The 19,269-nt window shown below is 51.8% G+C and carries 14 protein-coding genes; 6 read left to right on the forward strand and 8 right to left on the reverse strand.

Annotated elements, in window-relative coordinates; genetic code table 11:
- Positions 1-846: 846 nt before the first annotated feature.
- Positions 847-1,461 (reverse strand): hypothetical protein, encoded by a 615-nt coding sequence (locus HY795_17390; GenBank protein MBI4806992.1) that lies wholly within the window; start codon positions 1,459-1,461, stop codon positions 847-849.
- Positions 1,462-2,132: 671 nt separating this feature from the next.
- Between HY795_17390 and HY795_17395 the strand changes: the two genes are divergently transcribed.
- Complete coding sequence (locus HY795_17395; GenBank protein MBI4806993.1) at positions 2,133-4,616, forward strand: DEAD/DEAH box helicase family protein; 2,484 nt, start codon at positions 2,133-2,135, stop codon at positions 4,614-4,616.
- A gap of 596 nt (positions 4,617-5,212) precedes the next feature.
- On the opposite strand, the gene HY795_17400 is transcribed toward HY795_17395, so the two are convergent.
- The 4 genes from HY795_17400 to HY795_17415 form a co-directional block, all read right to left on the reverse strand.
- A complete protein-coding gene (locus HY795_17400; GenBank protein MBI4806994.1) occupies positions 5,213-5,866 on the reverse strand; it encodes a hypothetical protein in 654 nt (217 codons plus the stop codon).
- Positions 5,860-6,303, reverse strand: coding sequence for a hypothetical protein (locus HY795_17405; GenBank protein MBI4806995.1), 444 nt, complete (start codon positions 6,301-6,303; stop codon positions 5,860-5,862). Before HY795_17405 ends, HY795_17400 begins: the two co-directional genes overlap by 7 nt.
- A 769-nt stretch (positions 6,304-7,072) precedes the next feature.
- Positions 7,073-7,321: an SHOCT domain-containing protein gene (locus tag HY795_17410; protein MBI4806996.1), complete on the reverse strand. Its 249-nt coding sequence runs from the start codon at positions 7,319-7,321 to the stop codon at positions 7,073-7,075.
- Between the two features lie 74 nt (positions 7,322-7,395).
- Positions 7,396-7,956, reverse strand: coding sequence for a hypothetical protein (locus HY795_17415; protein MBI4806997.1), 561 nt, complete (start codon positions 7,954-7,956; stop codon positions 7,396-7,398).
- Positions 7,957-8,103: 147 nt separating this feature from the next.
- Between HY795_17415 and HY795_17420 the strand changes: the two genes are divergently transcribed.
- The 3 genes from HY795_17420 to HY795_17430 all read left to right on the forward strand — a co-directional run bounded on the left by HY795_17420 (position 8,104) and on the right by HY795_17430 (position 9,930).
- On the forward strand, positions 8,104-8,682 hold the full coding sequence (locus HY795_17420; GenBank protein ID MBI4806998.1) for an RNA polymerase sigma factor: 579 nt from the start codon (positions 8,104-8,106) through the stop codon (positions 8,680-8,682).
- Positions 8,683-8,831: 149 nt separating this feature from the next.
- Entirely contained in the window at positions 8,832-9,119 is a 288-nt protein-coding gene (locus HY795_17425; protein MBI4806999.1) for a hypothetical protein, read from the forward strand.
- A gap of 31 nt (positions 9,120-9,150) precedes the next feature.
- The gene (locus tag HY795_17430) at positions 9,151-9,930 is read left to right on the forward strand and encodes an NAD(P)-binding domain-containing protein (protein ID MBI4807000.1); all 780 of its coding nucleotides are present in this window, start codon (positions 9,151-9,153) and stop codon (positions 9,928-9,930) included.
- 310 nt (positions 9,931-10,240) lie between these two features.
- On the opposite strand, the gene HY795_17435 is transcribed toward HY795_17430, so the two are convergent.
- The 3 genes from HY795_17435 to HY795_17445 all read right to left on the reverse strand — a co-directional run bounded on the left by HY795_17435 (position 10,241) and on the right by HY795_17445 (position 15,950).
- The gene (locus tag HY795_17435; GenBank protein ID MBI4807001.1) at positions 10,241-12,427 is read right to left on the reverse strand and encodes an RNA-binding transcriptional accessory protein; all 2,187 of its coding nucleotides are present in this window, start codon (positions 12,425-12,427) and stop codon (positions 10,241-10,243) included.
- A 275-nt stretch (positions 12,428-12,702) separates the two neighbouring features.
- A complete protein-coding gene (locus HY795_17440) occupies positions 12,703-13,227 on the reverse strand; it encodes a transporter suffix domain-containing protein (GenBank protein MBI4807002.1) in 525 nt (174 codons plus the stop codon).
- Positions 13,228-13,334: 107 nt separating this feature from the next.
- Positions 13,335-15,950 carry an EAL domain-containing protein gene (locus HY795_17445; protein ID MBI4807003.1) on the reverse strand — a complete coding sequence of 872 codons (2,616 nt, stop codon included), beginning with the start codon at positions 15,948-15,950 and terminating at the stop codon, positions 13,335-13,337.
- Positions 15,951-16,639: 689 nt separating this feature from the next.
- On the opposite strand from HY795_17445, the gene HY795_17450 reads away from it, so the two are divergent.
- Positions 16,640-18,736 (forward strand): heme NO-binding domain-containing protein, encoded by a 2,097-nt coding sequence (locus HY795_17450; protein ID MBI4807004.1) that lies wholly within the window; start codon positions 16,640-16,642, stop codon positions 18,734-18,736.
- A 157-nt stretch (positions 18,737-18,893) separates the two neighbouring features.
- On the forward strand, positions 18,894-19,238 hold the full coding sequence (locus HY795_17455; GenBank protein ID MBI4807005.1) for a hypothetical protein: 345 nt from the start codon (positions 18,894-18,896) through the stop codon (positions 19,236-19,238).
- The last annotated feature ends 31 nt before the right edge of the window (positions 19,239-19,269 follow it).

Genomic DNA, 19,269 nt, shown 5'->3' on the forward strand with positions numbered 1-19,269 from the left:
CATCTTCAAAAATACCTCGATGAATTCTGCTACCGATTCAACCGCCGTTTCTGGCCTGGGCAGGGCTTCGACCGCCTCTTGAGGGCCTGCTCCAGTGCCACCCCTGTCACCTATGCGGAGTTAAGGGGATAGCCACGTTTGAATTTCGATATACCAAAATCTAATAGTGAGAATTTACTTGTCAAACAAGAGAGAGATATTCACGATAAGAGTGACGATTAAGGACAGAACAAACCAACAGACGCCGGAGGATAAACAGCAATGAAAAAAAAATAGCAACATGATAGTTCTTTATTCAACATTGATTAGTCTTCTGGTCGTGTTGATCGGTTCCTTATTTACATACGGTCTGAATTTTGGTTTGGATATATACAAGCTGTTGAATGACTATGAATCTGCAGTAAAAGAGAATATTAACCACGGGAACATAAACGTACTAGAGCTCAAACACTTTGACGACATGATTAATGCAGAGACTGATATAGATGAAATAAAGAAAATTTACAACGACAAAATGGCACACATATATTCTTATATGAGAAATAAAAGTTTAAATTCTGACAAAATTTATCGCGAACTAGACGAAAAAATGGCATTTTCTAACAAGTATTACAAGATATACATATATGTTATGTCTGCACTCATAACGCTATTGTTGCTTTCATTCTGGTGGCTATATAAAGCCTGTCGGCGCTAAGCGCATATTACAGTACTTTGCCGCATAATGACTTCACGCTTCCGATATCGAGCCCCGTGAAGGGAACCCTTGGGGTACCACACTGAGAACATAGCGAGGTGAATAGTCGCAATGAGGACGCGAAGCACAATAGCAAAGGACTCCGGCCATTATACGTTGGAATACATGATTATTGGGGGAACACCAAAATCCATTCCATGCACTTCAAATGCACTTAATATTATATCTGAGCTGTCAAATAGCATTTCGCGCCGATCAATAATGCAGTGCTTATGTCTCTGGATATTCTTAACAATATTCTGTAAACATTTAGCATCATGGCAATGATTTCTTTTTTGGGAACTATCTTTGAATGAAACAAATCCCTCGAAGAGCCTTATTTCTCCGTCAAACTGAATGTTTGAAATATGTTTCAACAAATACGTGGCGGCCAACAAAACACTACATCCAGGTCCAACATACCAATACCTTGTCTTTCCATCAATTTTTTCAGGCCTTCTCCCCTTTGGGTTTCCATTCTTATCAAAACACACTGAAAGCGGCGCTTCAATTACCAAATTAATTACATTAACTTTTTGAACAGACAGACTACGCATACTAACATAAGCATACATTCTCTCTTTTAAGCCAGCAAATGAAATCTCCATGCAATTTTCATCCGCAACAATAAATCCACAACTAGATTTCTTTGAAAATCCAATATCAACAAACACCCATTCTCCAATATTCCAGTCAATTTCTTCAACCTTCCCAGATCTTATCATTTTCGCTACCCCTCGTAGATATGAAATAGTCAAACATACATTTTACCATATTATATCGTTCCATTGCCCTCTCCCTAGCCCCAAACCGGTTAATTCTGTTCAGATGAACATCAGACAACACCAATATACACAAGGCAACAGGGCGGGGGCAATGCCTAGGCACCCTGTAGGTTTGACCGTAACCGTCCTTACACATGCAGTTTTGTCATGATTTGAGGGTAATTTTAGGGATCAAAAATAGTCACAAGGAAAAGAAATTGGACAACATACCGAACCACAACCTACAACGTTAAGTGAAAAGCAGCATCATCTTGGGGCATTAAGCTCCCAACTTGAAGCCTTCTTATGTGAGGATGAACAGGCCTGGAGCAGGCGCCAGGACAACCCGCCACCACGCGATACTGCTGCGTGGAATGATATACCTGATGGAGATTTAGCTGGATGCGCTGGATTTGATTGGTTAGAGTAAAAGCGAATTTGAAACCCACATTCGACACGGAAATTTTGGCACAGCCATATCGTGGAATCGTAGAAACAGGGTTGTGCGTGAGCCAATGCCTGGAATAGTCTATATTTGGATTCAGGCTATGCATTGATCTCAACTCAAAGGGTGAAACTACATCTGACTTTTTAAGCGCACTGATTGGCACACGCAAAAAGGTAGGAACACAATGATAATTGATTTCAGTAGACTAGGCAGCGAAAACACTTCAGACACAGTTTTGTCTCCAAGAGAAATTTTTAATGCCTTGCCAAATAAAAATGAAGATAAGTTTCAGTACCCAAGAGATGTGCAGTCACAGGTGTGGAATAGGTGGTATGAAAGTAAGGACAACTCAGATTTAATCATCAAAATGAATACTGGAAGTGGTAAAACTGTTGTTGGACTTTTGATATTAAAAAGCTGCCTCAACGAGGGGAAATCTCCAGCTGTATATATTGCACCTGACAATTATCTTATTCAACAAATTACAGATGAAGCTAAAGATCTTGGAATAGAAGTCACTACAGATGCTCATTCTCAAAGGTTCTCATCCGGAAAAGCAATACTTATAGCTAATATATTTAAACTAGTAAACGGACTATCTGTATTCGGTGTGGGAGACGATGGTGAAAAAATCAGCATTGGATCATTACTTATTGATGATGCCCATGCGTGTTTAGACACAATAGAAGATCAATTTACACTAAATATTCCCAGATCAAGTGAAGTATATGCCAGTATATATGATATTTTCAAGGATGGACTTCGCAGGCAGTGCGAGTCAAAGGCCATTGAGATTGAAGCTGAAGACCCAAATGCATATTTACAAGTCCCGTTCTGGGATTGGCAATCAAAAACCGGGGATGTTTCAAAGGCAATAATTGCACATAAGGAAGATGACGCGATTAAGTATACGTGGCCCTTGATTAAGGAGTCATTCAAATTATGTAGATGTGTTGTTGGGTCTAGAAATATCGAAATCTCCCCTTTTTTTATACCAATTCAAATGATTCCTAGCATATCAAACGCTTCACGTAGAATATTTATGACTGCGACACTGGCAGACGATAGCATATTGGCCAGTCATTTTGATGTTGCTGGCCACGTTCCGCAGGCGATCGTTCCGGATAGTGCTGGCGACATTGGCGACCGGATGATTCTTGTCCCACAAATGATAAATACAGAAATTAACAATGACGACATAAAAATGATATGTAAATTTGTTTCTAAACGCCTTAATGTTGTCGTCATTGTTCCATCTGTAAATAGGGCTAGATACTGGGGAGACGTCTCAGATGTTGTGTTAGATAAGAACAACATTCCTGATGGCATAGCAAAACTTAAATCAAGCCATGTCGGCTTAGTGATCATGGTAAACCGTTACGATGGAATTGATTTGCCCAAGAAAGCTTGCAGACTTTTAGTAATCGATGGACTTCCCGATGTTCGAAGGATGATCGACAAAATTAATCAGGGGGTTTTGCTTGGAGGCGAGAAGACGTCCAGTCAGATCATTCAAAAGATTGAGCAAGGAATGGGACGTGGTGTACGTTCAAATGATGATCATTGTGTTGTTTTACTCATGGGCAAAGATTTGGCAAGTAAATTATACTCTACAAATGCATTCCAGAAATTCTCCCCTGGCACAAAGGCTCAATTAACTCTATCGGAAAGACTATCGGAACAGATAAAAGGGAAAGGGAGCAAGGAACTCCTTGACGTGATGAAACTCTGCCTTACGAGGGATGAAAAATGGATTAGAGCTAGTAAGGGTGCAATGGCTACATTAAAATATGAAGATTCTCCCGGGATTGATCCGTACGCTTTAACGCAACGACAAGCATACGACGCAGCTCTTTGTGGAAAATATCAAGAAGCTGCAGAACTTATTAATACACTCGTGAACCAGACTAGTGGGAATAAACTCAAGGGATACTTAAAGCAGTGCATGGCAGAGTACGTTAATTTCTTTGACCAGCTTGAGGCTCAAAAGATATTAATGTCTGGTTCTTCATACAACAACAGGATATTGAAGCCATTGGCCGGGATATCATACCACAAGCTCACTTCAACAGATATTGATCAAGCTCAAAACGCTGTTGACTTTTTTAAAGGTAACTACAAAGATCCGAATGCAATTGTTATTGACATTGATGGCATTCTTGAGCTTTTAATTTTTAAGCCAGACACAGCGAACGCTTTTGAAGCTGCAATAAAAAGAATTGCCATGTTTCTAGGATTTACTAGTCAACGACCTGAAAGTGAATTTGGCAAAGGACCAGACATCTTATGGAGCCTTGGTGGTCTAAAATACTTTATAATTGAATGTAAGAATGGAGCGATTACAGATAAAATTAATAAGCACGACTGTAACCAGTTAAATGGATCTGTTGTGTGGTTTAACTCAAATTACGACAAAACATGTCGCTCAGTACCCATTATGATTCATAAGTCTAAATCACCAGAGTATGCTGCTAGCCTAAATCCCGACACTAGAATAATTGGAGAAAAAGAGCTTCAAGAATTCAAAGATTCTATCAGACAATTCATCGCTACGATTTGTAGTCAGCGGACGCTTAATGACCTGTTGGAGGTACGAAAGGCGTTACAACATCATAATCTTCTTGGAGATCAATTATTCAAAAACCTTGGAAAATCATTCAAACCATAACACTAGTATTAGGATGGATATTTCGAAGGCAAGACTAAGACATGAGGATGATTTATAATGATGCTATATGGTGCCGACAAACGTTTTACGTGTCCTTCTTGCGGAAATCAACCTAGTAGAGAAACTGCTTCAACTCGTGCTTGGAAATGCGACTGCGGAAGTGTTTTAGACATATTTTCAGACAAAGAGTTTGATAATATCAGAATCAATAAACCAGGCGAGACTCGAGTAGTTGTAAACCGCGTTTTACCATCTGAAATTGTTAGAGGTAACCATGTATATATGCATCCGAACAGTCCAGATTTATATTTAGTTTATGACATAGTTGAAACGTCTAAAGGGTTCAACATACGCCTCAAGGGGTATGGTACTTGGCCGACAAAAAAGAGAGAGTTTGTAGATCGGTACAAAGGTGCCTGGTGAAATACGACCTGCCGGGTGTTCGCACCACGCCCATCCGTCCGGCCATTCTCACGCGAGACGGGCCGATGATTATTCGTGGCAAGAAACAATGGAACGCGAAGACGTGAGGCCGACGCAGACAATAAAGATAAATGCCAGTGATCCATTAGTGTCCAGGCGCCCCCTACGCCAGGCTATAGAAGCGCTTCCCTGACAATTTCTCCCTTTTCAACAATATTTAGAAAATCATCATCCACAATATCGTGCGGGATTGTTGTACGCTTATCCTTAATATCGTTAAGCCACAGAATGAAGGCATTCTGAAGATCCGCATGCATCTCGACCTTGTTATCTTTTCTATAATTTATATGAAGTTTCTTAAAATACGAATCAAGAATGTCTTTTGTATATATCCAATTACACTCATGATCCAGCTTTGTTGACGAAATTGATATTTTATTGCTAACTTTATTAAAACATATCTTGTCAATAAATATATACACAAGGTAGTCAACTTCTCTTTTCTTTTTAATATCATTTAAGAATGCGTATAATTTATTTGTGCCATACTTACTACTACTTATTGCCTTAACTTCAAATACAGCTTTAATACTCTTATTAATCAAAATTGCAATATCGGCTCGCCTGCGCATTTTTTGAGTCGCTGCACCTTCGACTTCCCATTCTCCAGAACGAATCTTTGCTTCTAGACATGCGCCACAAACGTTGATTTGTTGACGACCTGGTCCCAACACTGCAGTAATAGATGATAGTTTTTTTGCTTCACATTGTTTTGTCTGCACTTCACACACCCCTAGTGCAATTAAACCAGTCGTATCGATTAACATTTGCTCTCCCAGTGCTTATTCAATATACTACGAGCATAGCATATTAAATTTAGTCTATCATGTTCAGCAAGTGCTGGAGATAACGAGGCATGAAGACTTGCCTCCACCTCTTCTATATATGATCCATCCCCCTCAAAAGGCCTTTTAATTCCGACTTTATGTCTTTCTGCATGTGCCAATTCGTGGGCTAAACAAGCCAGAAGACTCATCCCCGAAAAATGACATGATGGCGTTGAAGAAGGAAATGCATCTGCGCCTAGATTGACACATCTCCTCGCAGGATTATATGTAGTTTTGCTATTATCTTGTCGCGCATTTTTCAATATGAGTTTTATTTTCCTTCTCTCTCCGCCGAGTATTTTCCACGCGCTCTTGCTCTCCTTAATTTGTCCTGCTGTAAGCGCCCTGACATTCCTTTTACTAAACAAAAGGCTCATCAAAAACCTCTCACTCGCAATAATTATAGACACACATCACTTACATATATTATTCATTACGTGATTAACTATTATTATTTTGTAAGTTACTCGAAAAACCCTGTCAACAATTTTAGAACTAGGTCTCAATCAGCCGACTTTTCAGGCATACATGTGCATAGAGAGATCCCTAGCAAGCATTCGTACGCGCAGAAGGGGACGGTAGTCTCGGAGTAATCACATGACACACTACGCGAGAGGAAGGAAAAGGTGAAGGCCGGTCGCAGCTAGTAGACAACACTAGACGGTCACCATTGGAGGCATTGACCCCCGAAGGCAGCCGAGGATAATTACTCGGAGAAACAGAAGATTATCCAGAATAGAGACTTGACTCAGAAGATATAACCGACTGGCAGTTTCATAAAGGGCATTTGGAAGGGTTGTGAACAATTCTCACCTGATGTCTTCCTTCTGGCTAAGACAACCATGCTGTGAGTAAGATTGTGAGTACAAAAAATAATTCTTAATATTTTACAAATTAAAACAGTTAATAAGACATAAATTCGACTCCCCCCGCCCCACCAACAGGACTTCCAGTACAGTCCAACAAAGTCTACATCCCCCAGGAATTTAAGGAAAAAGGCGGGCCGCAAGGTCCGCCTTCGTCCGTTTTGGTCAATTGATAGCCGCGTTTTCGGTGGGCAACTCCAAACCAGAAAAAGCTAATACAAAGTGCGCAACCACCTTTCAGCGACTGCGCACTTTGATCATCCGCTACGGCAGAAGCGTTTCAGGAAAGATTACTTTTGATCTTATCGAAGTCTTCCTTGCTTATCTCGCCATTGGCGTAACGTCGCTTAACAATGGACAGAGCATCTTCATCTGCATGTTGTTGTCCTTTAAAAAGCGGCCATCCGCAACAATGTCCCATTCTGAACCGCATGAACAGTTGCATAAATAAAGCCATAAGAACTATCATACCGATCATAACGATGGGTATAAACCACACACCTAACCCGTTGTAATTCAAGAAGCACATTGTAAACTCCTTTCAACAATGGGGGGGCCAACTCCCCCCCGTTCAGTATGTAAATAGGACTGTGTTTCACCGGTCTAAGAGGAACAGGCGCAGCACGCCTCGCCAGCAGTCCTGACCGATTTCGGTTCCCCAAGCCGGGCGGCCATCTGCTCGGCCACGTCGAGGGCAAGCCTCATGATCTCTACCTCGGGCATTTCGTCCACGCTGAAGAGCTGCCGGTCGAAATCGATGAGGGAATCCGTGATGACCACGTCGGGTTCCAGCCCTTCCAGCACCCCCTGCATCATGCGGGTGGCGCACTTCAGGAAGCACCCCTCCATGGCGACAACCTGGGGTGCGTTGCGGACCAGGTTGCGCTGTCCGTTGTCCTTGGTGAACGCCCCGCCGAGGCATACCCGCACTGTCTTGTCCCTGAGCAGCGAATGGCACAGGATGTTGGACGCCTGTCGAGCGATCTCGCCCCGTAGGCATGAGCCTTCGCAGCACATGATGGCCACAGGCTTGACCGACTCACGGGCGGAATAATCCTCACAAAGCTGGCAGACTCCGTTCGGTTTGCGGATGAAGACGGTTTCGAATTCCTTATTGCGCACAGCCAGATTCTCAGGTGTGGACTTGTTTTCAGAAAAACTCATGACTAAATCCTCCAAATTGATTTTGCCCTTAAAGACGTACGCCGTCGTCGAAAGGTACACCCTTGGCGTGAATTATTCGTAAATCTTGAAACGCTTGCCCGAGGGTTGAGCCGCTGATAGGGACCGGAACCGCCAGGAGGAATGAACATGTCTGAACAACCCGATTTTCAGACCCTGCATGACCAATACAGGCCGGGCATCCTGCGTTTTCTACGCCGCATGGTGGGGGAGGTGGATGCCGAGGACATGACGCAGGTGGTTTTCGAACGGGCCAACAGGTCCCTGTCGGAATTCAGGGGTGACTCGTCCATGGCCACCTGGCTGTACCGCATTGCGACGAACGTGGCGGTCGATCTGCTGCGCAGTCCTGCTTTCCGCCGCCGGGACGCATCCCTCGAAGAGGTGAGCGAACCCGACGCTTCGGTTCTCGCTGAACGGCCCTCCAACAGCGAGCACCAAGCCATCAGAAACGAAATGAATGTCTGCATCCGCGAAGTAGTCGAGAAGCTTCCCGCCAACTACCGTACTGTCCTGATCCTGTCGGACCTTGAAGGGTTCACGCCCGCCGAAGTCGCCGCCCGGCTGGGGCTTAGCCTGGAGGCGGCCAAAATCCGTCTCCACCGAGCCAGGGGCCGACTTCGCCTATCTCTTGAGCAGGCATGCCAATTCTACCGAGACGATCTTGGCCAGCTCTCCTGTGATCGCAGGCAGGGTGACGGCTTCTAGTCCCATTTGTTCACGCTCTGGTTCTTGAAGTGCATCCTGCCTGACCGGAGTTCTGTTTCCGGGGACCAGCTCCAAGGTCTTCACAGCCAAGTGTACCTTTTAACTCTCCTCTCTCGTCAATGCTTCCAAACACTATTTGGAGGTACACGATGTCCGCTCTCAATTCTCAGGAAACGCTCGTTCTCATAGGCGCGGCCATGGCCGCTGGATGCAGGCCGTGCCTTGACGTCGCCTTGGGCCGTTGTCTCGAACTCGGCATAGACCCGCGCGAGGTCGCCCGCGCCCGGGAAATCGGCTGCATGGCGGCGAACCGCGCCAGGTCCGACATGGACGAGCACTCTCGGGCCTCATTTGGGGAGTTCGTTCCCGGGGTCAATGAAAACACCAGCGCAACTCCGTGTTCCTGTTCATCCAGCCCTGCCTGCACTGGGTCGTAAGAAGAGAGCTCGGACGGAAAGGAAGAACGCCATGAAAGCAAAGGATATCGGCTTCATCGGAGGCGGCCGGGTCACCACGATACTCCTGGAGGCGATGGCCCGCCAAGGAATGACGCTCGACGGACTCTGCATCAGCGATCCGAGCCAGACCGTGCGCGAGGGCCTCGCGGAGCGGTTCCCGTCAATAATCATTTGCGACGACAATCAGAAACCGGCGAGCCGGGAAATAGTCTTCGTCGCCCTGCATCCGCCCCTGTTCAAGGAAGTTCTCCCCGGCCTGATTCCGGTTTTAAGGGAGCAGTCCGCCCTCGTATCGCTCGCGCCGGTGCTCGGCTTCGCCAAACTCAGCGAACTCGCGGGCGGCCACCAGCGGATCGTCCGCATGATCCCCAACGCTCCTTCCCTGATGAACCTGGGCTACAACCCTGTCGCTTTTGCGCCGGAGGTTCCCAGGGATCAGCGGGAAGCGCTCATGGGCCTGTTTGACGTCTTTGGTCAGCACCCGGAAGTGGATGAGGCAAAGCTTGAGGCCTATGCGATTCTTACAGCCATGGGACCGACATACTTCTGGTTCCAGTGGCAGAAGCTGCGGGAACTCGGGCAAAGCTTCGGGCTTTCCCCGCTGGAGGTCGATACCGGCCTGGAGGCGATGATCGCCGGAAGCGCGAAGCTCTTGTTTCAGTCTGGAATGTCGTTTGAGGATGTGGAGGACACTGTGCCGGTGAAGCCGCTTGCGGAGTTCTCCGGCCAGATCGAAGAAATGTACTCGGCCAAGCTGACTGCTTTGTTTGGCAAGCTCAAAGGCCGCTGAGCGCAGAGAAGCCCTGGAACCGGTTCACCCCGGTTCCAGGGCTTTTTATTTATGAGGCTGGAGGGTTATAGGTCGTCCAACTCAAGAGCGGAGATTGTTGACCTCAAGCGCCTGCGGGGGCCCTGGGAATCGGTGAATCCATCAATCAACTCCTTGCAGCGAAGGCCCGAAAAACGCTCCTGACTTGTTTTGCCAACGGCAATCCCCGGTCAGCGAAATAGACGCAGTAATTTGATCATCTGTGCTGGATATCTGGTGTTGCCTTTTGCCTCATTCCCGACTGAGACAGCCCACTGGCAGGCCATCCCCATCAGGCCGGTTTCCGGCCTGTGGAAAGCCCGCGCATGCTGAGCCCGATGCGGCCGCGCTGCAGGTCAACATCCACCACCCGCACCAGCACCTCCCGGCCTACGGACACCACCTCCGCCGGGTCGGCCACGAAGCGGTCCGCCAGCTGGCTCACGTGCACCATGCCGTCCCGGTGCACGCCGACGTCCACGAAGGCGCCGAACTTGGTCACATTGGTGACTATGCCTGGCAGCTCCATGCCGGGGGTCAGGTCCTCTATCTTGTTCACCCCCTCGGCAAAGGCGAAGGCGCTGAACCCTTCCCGGGGGTCCCGGCCGGGCTTCTCGAGTTCCGCCATGATGTCCGTGAGAGTGGGCATGCCGATGTCCTCGGAAACATACCCCTCAAGTCGGACCTTGGCCCTGGCGGACGGGTCGGACAGGAGCTCACTCACGGTGCATCCAACATCGCGGGCCATGCGCCGCACAAGGGCGTAGCGTTCCGGATGCACGGCGCTTTGGTCCAGCGGTTCCTCGCCTCGAACCCGCAGAAAACCCGCCGCCTGCTCGAACGCCTTCGGCCCCAAGCGCTTGACCGTGCGCAAGGAGTCCCTGCTCGCAAAAGGGCCGTGCTCAGCTCGATGCTCCACCACGGACTTTGCCAGAGCCGGACCCAGCCCGGACACGAAGGTCAAAAGTTCCTGGCTGGCCGTGTTCACATCCACGCCCACGGCGTTCACGCAGCTCATGACCACGTCGTCCAGGGCCCGGCGCAGCCCGGCCTGGTCCACATCGTGCTGGTACTGGCCAACGCCTATCGATTTGGGGTCAAGCTTGACCAGTTCGGCCAGGGGATCCATGAGCCTGCGGCCGATGCTCACGGAGCCGCGCACGGTCAGGTCCAGATCCGGGAATTCCCGCCGCGCCACGTCCGACGCGGAGTAGATCGACGCTCCGGCCTCGTTCACCAGAACCACGGGTAGGAGAAGACCAAGCCCGCGCACAAAGGCCTCGGTCTCCCGTCCGGCCGTGCCGTTGCCTATGGCGATGGCCTGGACCTGGAACCGGGCGCAGAGTTCCTTGATGGTTGTGGCCGAAGCCTCCCGCTGGCCGGCCGAGCCGGTGGGATGGATGGTGTCGTGGTGCAACAGGCCCCCCTGTGCGTCCAGCACGGTCAGCTTGGCCCCGGTGCGAAAGCCCGGATCCAGGGCCAGCACACGTTTCTGGCCCAGGGGCGGCGCCAGGAGCAACCCGCGCAGATTGGAGGCAAAGACGCGGATGGCCTCGCCGTCCGCCCTGGCCTTCACCTCGGCCCGGACCTCGCTCTCAAGCGACGGCGCCAGCAGGCGCTTGCAACCGTCCACCAGTGCGGCCTCAACCTCTTGCGCGTCAGGCCCCCTACCCCGCACGCCGCACACCGGCGAGCTGCGGGCCAGCTCGATGATTTCGTCCTCGGGCGGGTGCAAACTCAGCGACAAAAAGCCCTCGGCCTCTCCCCGAAACATCGCCAGAACACGATGGCCCGGAATCGACCGCAACGGCTCATCCCAGTTAAACCAGTCGCGGAAGGTCGCTCCGGCCTCCTCCTTGCCCTTGGCCACCTTGGACACGAACCTGCCGCGCCGGAAATACAGGTCACGCACGGCCGCACGCAGGCGGGGCTCCTCGGCCATGTTCTCGGCCAGGATGTCGCGGGCCCCGGCCAGGGCGCTTTCCACATCAGGGACTCCCTTGTCCGGGTTCACAAAAGGCCGAGCCAGTACTTGGGGATCACGGCCCTGCTGGGCCATGAGCGCCCTGGCCAAGGGCTCCAGCCCCCGTTCCCGGGCCATCAAGGCCCGGGTGCGCCGCTTGGGCCGGTACGGCAGGTACACGTCTTCCAGCCTGGCCTTGTCCTGGGCTTTCTCCACAGCCGTTTTCAATTCGGCTGTGAGAAGCCCGCGCTCCTCCAAAGAGGACAGGATGGCCTCGCGGCGCTTGTCCAGCTCGGCCAGTTCCTCCAGGCGGTCGCGGATGGCGGCCACGGCCACTTCGTCCAGGGAACCCGTCGCCTCCTTGCGGTAGCGGGCGATAAAGGGGACGGTGGCCCCGTCGGACACCAGGCTGGCCACAGCCGTCACCTGGGACTCAGACAGGGACATTTCTCCAGCGATTTTAAGGCAATAGTTTTCAATCACTGCGTGGTTTCCTTGATCTCTCGGCCCATGCATGCCGGACAGGCCGCAGACCATCCTGAGAGAGAACACATTTTTGCTTAAAGTCGGTTTGTAGCGTTTCGCGGGTTGCTTGCCAATTGCGAGAGGCCAGGCGCCTGTTCTCGCAGGCGGGAATGAGCGCGGAGTTTAACGTTGGAGGGTGCGTGGTCGCGTCCCGCAGACGTGCGGACAATGCGTGGAGGTTTCCGACAGGCTTTCCGGCAGCGGATCAAAGACCGTCCCGTCCAAGAAGCAACATGTGTTTCTCTGCCGCTCCACCAGGGAGTATTTCAAACCGCTTCCTTCCCCGGCCATTCGAAAAGCCTTTTCAGGCGCGCCCAGAACTCTTCGCCGAGAATGAAGAGACTCACGAAAAAGAGCGCCTCCCCGGCCAGCAGCAGATACAGAATCGCTTGCAGATCGGGTTCCTTGGGATGCGCCAAAAAGAGAATCCCCATGGTGGCGTAATACGGCACGATGCTGAAAAAAAAGAGAGCCACGCCGATACCATGGCGCAACCGGCTTATGGGCTTTGGTCTGCCCGGCTCCTTGGGCCTGAAAAAGAAGCCTTTCACCTTGTCTTTGATGGTTATGACGAATTGTTTGCCAAGAAGCGCCACGGCGGCGAGAAAGGCGATTTCGCCCGAAGCCAGATAGATGGCCCCGAAGGTCACCGCGAAGGTTGGGGAAACGTCCAGGAAGGCGAGCAATTCGACAGTGCAGATGGGTATGAAACTGTAGACCACGAGCGCAATGCCCAGGCGCTGTTTCCAGCTTTTGGCAGCCGGTGCTGTGGTGGTTTCTGGTTCGGACACGTTCGGCCTCCCGGGATCGTCTGGCTGTGAAGAGCCCCAAACACACGCCCCTCGGGTGAACGCCGCTGTCGCGCCGAGCAGTTGGGGGGGAACGTCGTGAGGGCCGCTCAGGCAGTCTCTTTGATCAGATACTGTCCGGTCAAGACTGCCAAGGCTCCCTCCTCGGAGAGCGGGCGGGAATGCAGGTATCCCTGCTGCATGAAGCAGCCGAGGGAAACGAGCACCTCCCGCTGGAGTTCCGACTCCACGCCTTCGGCCACCACATTGAGTTCCAGGGCCCTGGCCATGTTCACGATGGTTCGCACCACTGCCAGATTGGCCTCATTTTGATTCAAGCCGCTTATTATGGAGAGATCGATCTTCAGATTTGAGACCGGTAGTTTCGTGAGAAGCGCGAGATTGGAATACCCGGTGCCGAAGTCGTCGATGGACAGGCGCACGCCAAATTCCGCCAGTTCTGTCAGCTGCTCGATGGTCTTCGGCAAGGCATCCATGATGACCGTCTCGGTGATTTCCAGATGGAGCTGCCCCGGCTTCAGACCATATTTATCGAGCGTCCTGCGCACCATCCCGAAAAACCCGACGGTTTTCAGCTGCCTGGGGGACACGTTGACCGAAATGAAAACATCCCTGGAAGCGGGCACCAACCGGTTCCAGTCAGCCAGGGTCCGGCAAGCCTTATCAAGGACCCACTCGCCCAATTTCACTATAAACCCTGTCTCCTCGGCCATGTGAATAAAATTCATGGGCGGGATGCTGCCGTTTTCCGGATGGTTCCAGCGGCACAGGGCTTCAAAGCCGGAAGCATCCCGGCTGTGAGACAGATCCACTATGGGCTGGAAAACCAGGTGGAGCTGTCCATTCTCCAATGCCGCCGGGAGTTCCTGTTCCATGATCCGAATGGACTGTATGCTTTCGAGAAGACGGGCTGTAAAAACTTTTGGCCCGCCCTTTCGGAGCTGCTTGGCATTGTGCATGGCCAGGTTCGCGTTTCGTATAAGTTCATCAGGCGTCGCATTTTCAGGCGGGTTGAGTTCAATTCCGATCGACGCCCGGAGGGATACGAGCGAATTTCCCGCATGGAAAGGCGCTTCCAACACATTCACGAGCCTGCGTGCCAAGCGAACAGCTTCGCGTGCCATCTGAATGCCCTTGATAACCGCAACGAATTCGTCGCCGCCGTACCGCGCAAGGGTATCCCCGGACCGTAAAACGGATTTGAAACGGCCCGCCACTTCTTTTAAAATATCATCCCCGACACTATGACCAAGACTATCATTGACTATTTTAAACCTGTCCAAATCAATAAACAACACCGCAAAACTATAACTCGACTCACGAGACGACGACATTATGGCCTGACCAATTCTATCGCGCAGCAATGTTCTGTTAGCCAACCCGGTCAATGGGTCATGCAGGGCCATATGACGAAGCTGCGACTCCATCTCATGCCGCTCTGTAATGTCTCTTCCTTCAGCAATAAACATAATAACATCGCCGTTGTCATTGGTCACGGCCTGAACAGAAAAATCAATGCGGACTCTCTGGCCATTCCTGCTTGTGTGGTATGTTTCAAAACATTCCAGACCTGTTTTTCTGGCCTGATCCAGAGCCTGTTTGAGTTCCAACTGCTTTTTGGGATCATCGTTCCACCAGGGAGTGTCCCAAAAAGGCTTCCCGGCCACGTCCTTCAGGCTTACGCCCGCAACCGCGAGGGCCGCCGGATTCGCCTGAACAACGAAGCCCTCCGGGGTAAGCAGGCCGAAGAGTTCCCGGGTGTGCTCGATCATTGTCCGGAATTTTTTCTCACTCGCCCCCAATGCCGCCTCGGCTGCGCGACGTTCTTCATCGCGCTGGCGGAGCTTGAGAGTCATGTGGTCGAAATTGTTCGAGAGCTGTGCCAACTCGTCGGCTACGCCCGTGATGCCGGCGCGAGTGTCGAGATCACCCTCGGCAATGGACTTGGTTGCTGCCATCAAACGGTACAATGGGCGGGTGATGGAGGAAGCCATGGCGATGGCCACGGACACTGCCAAAAGGGTAACGAGCCCCAGGTAGACGAAAGCGGCGTTGCGCAATTGAGCAATCACAGCCTGTATGTCGTCGTTGTAGTCGCCGGTGCCGATTATCCACCCCCACGGCTTGAACAGGACCACATACGATTCTTTCTGATAAAGCTTCTCGGTGTACCCCCCCTCCTTTATGGGTTTGGGCCATACGTAAGATACGTACCCGCTGCCGTTCTCGAGGCATTCCTCCAGCATGGCCTGGGCAAGGTTGACCTTGTCGAGCTTTTCAGGGGGATCCGCGTTGCCGAATCGCTTGGCCGTTGCGCTGTAGAAGGCCGGCGCGTCGAGAATCATTCCTTCATAAGCCGGCATCACCGGATGCATGATCATTTTGGGAATGGGACGGGTGGTGTCCATAATCCAAAAATACTCGTCATTGCTGAGAACGATGCCCCTGATCCTTCGGATGGCCCGGCGCTGAGCCTCCGCCAGGGTCAGTTCACCAGCCTCGATCTCCGACTGGTACTGATGGAAGAGATTCATGATCGCCGCGGTCCGTTCCTTGAGGAAGTAACGCCGTTCGGAGTACGAGAATTCCTCAATGCGCGGCAGGAGCATCACGAGAAAGCCCGCCAGGAAGAAGACGACTCCGATAAGGGAAGCCACGACTATCTTGGTGGATATCTTAAGACCGGAAGCCCAACGTTTGATCATGCCGTGTCCCTAAACACCCGCACAAGGTTCGGATGACCACACAATGCCACTGATGAAGAACCAGTCACATTCCCAGCACATCCGCCGTGAATTCGTACCTTGAGTTTCTGCTCGTCGGAAGGCGGCACCTGCAACCAGGCCCTCCCGCGAGCTGTATGGGGCGGATGCAACCATTCTTGCCCTTTTTGAGGCCCTGCTGTCCAGCGTGGGGTCGCGCCTGAGAATGCTATAATATACTTTTATCGACCATCTGACACAATGACAGCCTCGGCAAGGTAGGGGAACTGGAAAAACATCCGCAACAAACCGTAATCATTCCTTATATTGAATCAATATGAACCACCCGCACCCGCCGCATGCCCTCAGTTCGTTCCGGGTTTCCCTCACAAGCCCCGGAGGTCTGTTTTCTCCTCAAAACGTTTCCCAATGACCTCGATGCAAAAAAGGTGATCACGAAATGTAATTGCCCTGAGTCCTTGTGTTTCTATGGAAAATGACGCTATTGATGCATCGCGGAGTCGGGGCAAATTGCCGCGTCCGCTTCGAGGCAGCGGGGAACGCCTGGCTGGCCAGACATCACGGACTGAACCGGGGGGGCCTCAAACCGTGGCCGGTGGTGTGCGCTCAAATGGAATTCGCTCTGTTCAGCGGATGTATCTGAACGGGCGACGAACAAAAGGACTTCCGCAATGAAGGCAGGCACGAAGATACTCTTTCTGGGAATTGGGCTGTGCGTACTGATAGTTGCGGCTTACCTCGCGGGCAACGTCTACGTTGCGGCAGCCATGGCGGCCATTGGACTCGCAGCCTCCTGGTTTCTTTCCATCCAGATCCAGAAGCCCCTAGACGTGCTCCAGTCTGGATTTGAACTTCTCAATGCGAAGAAACGCGAGTTTCTTCTGGACGAAGTAACCAGCTGGGCGCAGCAAGGGCCCCTGCCCGCCCTCATCTCAGAGGTTGTCGAATTCAACATGCGCCGCCGGGAATTCTACCGGGGCGCCGTCCACTCCCTGGGAACGCCGTTTCTCATGTGCGACCTGAAAGGCGTTATCACGCACGTCAGCAATTCGCTCCTCGAACTCCTCAAGAAATCCGAAAAGGACGTCGTCGGCAAGACCGTGGGTCAGGCGTTCTACAACCGCGAGGGGGAATCCATAACCGAAAAGGTGATGCGCCAGGGAGTGAAGTCCGTCGATGAGCATTCGATAACACTTTGGGACGGCAGGGAAATGGAAATCTGGGCGTATATCGACGCCATCCGGAGCAGCAACGGAGAAGCCCTTGGCGCGGTCATGTCCATGGTCGACCTCACCGAAACGAAGAAGCAGCAAAGGCACATTGAGGAAAACGGCCAAAAGATGATCCAAATCGGCGAAGAGGTGAACGGCCTGGCCCAGCGCGTGGCTTCCGCCTCCGAAGAGCTTTCCGCCACTGCCGACGAACAGGCCAGAGGGGCGATGCAGCAGAAGAGCCAGTCCGAAACCGTGGCCACTGCCATGGAGGAGATGACTTCCACCGTCATGGAGGTGGCCAAGAACGCTTCCACCTCCTCCGAAGCCGCCACCGTGGCCAACCAGGCCGCCGCTACCGGAGCGCAGCAGGTTCACGACGCTGTGGAAGGGATCAATCTCGTGGCCAACTCCACCCGCAAGCTCGGACAGGTGCTCTCGACCCTGGATGGGCAGGCCGCCGAGATAGGCCGGATAATAAGCGTCATCAACGATATTGCGGACCAGACGAACCTTCTCGCCTTGAACGCGGCCATCGAAGCCGCTCGTGCGGGCGAGGCGGGCCGGGGCTTCGCGGTGGTCGCCGATGAAGTGCGCAAGCTGGCCGAAAAAACCATGACCGCCACCAAGGAAGTCGAAAACTCCATACTGCAGATTCAGGACGGCTCGCGCCAATGCGTGGCGTCCATGCAGGAAACCGAACAGTACGTCGAATCAAGCACCGTCTCCACAGCCAAGACAGGCGAAGCTCTCGAAGAGATCACCAACCGCATTCAGGACATGACCAGCCAGGTGATGCAGATCGCCACGGCGGCCGAAGAGCAGTCCGCAGCGGCCGAAGAGATCAACCGCAGCATCGAGGACATCGCCAACGTGGCGGCCGAATCCGAAGAGGCCGCCGTGCAGACTGCCCAGGCCACCAGGGACCTGGCCCAGCTCTCCCAGGAACTTTTGACGCTCTCCCAGCAGTTTTCCGGCAGCAAGACCGACCTGAGCAAGATGCGGGTATCGGGCGGAGACATGAAGGGCGTGCTCCCGAAACTAATGAGTGAGTACATCCGGATGGAGTTCGGGGCCAATGTCCACCAAGCCGTCCAGGCGGAGATCGGCAACCCGACCTTCCTGCCAGGGCAAAGCTACCCCGACCAGGTTCTCAGACAAATGGCTGAAATAGTTTCGAAAAAAACAGGAAAAAACCAGAAGGACATCTTCGTCGGGTTGGGACGGTACACAGTTCCCCAGTTCAACAAAATGTATAAGCGCTACTTCAAGGCCAGCGGGCTCAAGGAATTCTATTTGACCATGAACGACACCCATGCCCGCCTGACCAAGGATTTTCCTGGCATCCAACCGCCGCGCTTCACATACGAGGACAAGGGCAACACGCTGGTGATGACCTACCATTCGAAACGCGGCTACGCAGAGTACTACGAAGGAATTTTGCGCGGTGCGGCCGACTTTTTCAAGGAACCGGTGGACATAAGCGTATCCATGCAAAATGATGGTTCCGCCAGGGCGGAAATCGTGTTCAAAGGTCCACGGGCGTTGCGGGCGTAATACCGAATCCAGGCGGACTTCCGGCCGGGAAGGTCATCAAGGGCGGGGCTTGCGAGCCTCGCCCTTTCTTTGCGCCCGCTACGCTTTGCAAATCATACCGCCTGAGGATAAGACGCCTTTCAGCCCTTTGCCGGGCCAAAAATCAAGGACAAGCAGAATGACAGGATCATCCCTCGAAGCGATAAATTCCCTTCTCTCTCCCCTGGGCCTCAAGGCGACCCACGCCTTCGACGACATCTACTTTGTGGAACACAATTTGTTCCTCGTGATCGATTCCAAGGAAGACGGCCTGTTTCTCTTATGCTTCAACCGCGACTGTTCGCCGGACAAGGCCGCTTTGGCCGCGCTGACCCTCTACGCGAGGGCCGAGGAACTGGGGCTGGAATTGGGGCTTTCGGGGTCTTATGTCTTGGAGCAGGTCTCCGGGCAGGAGATGAAACTCCATTTCCATCCGCAGCAGACGGTGAAAGATCCGCAAAACGGCAACGGCGTAACCCATTAGCGAGCGATTAAATAACACAGGTGCATGCACG

Source organism: Desulfovibrio sp., from assembly GCA_016208105.1.
Classification (GTDB): Bacteria; Desulfobacterota; Desulfovibrionia; order Desulfovibrionales; family Desulfovibrionaceae; genus Fundidesulfovibrio.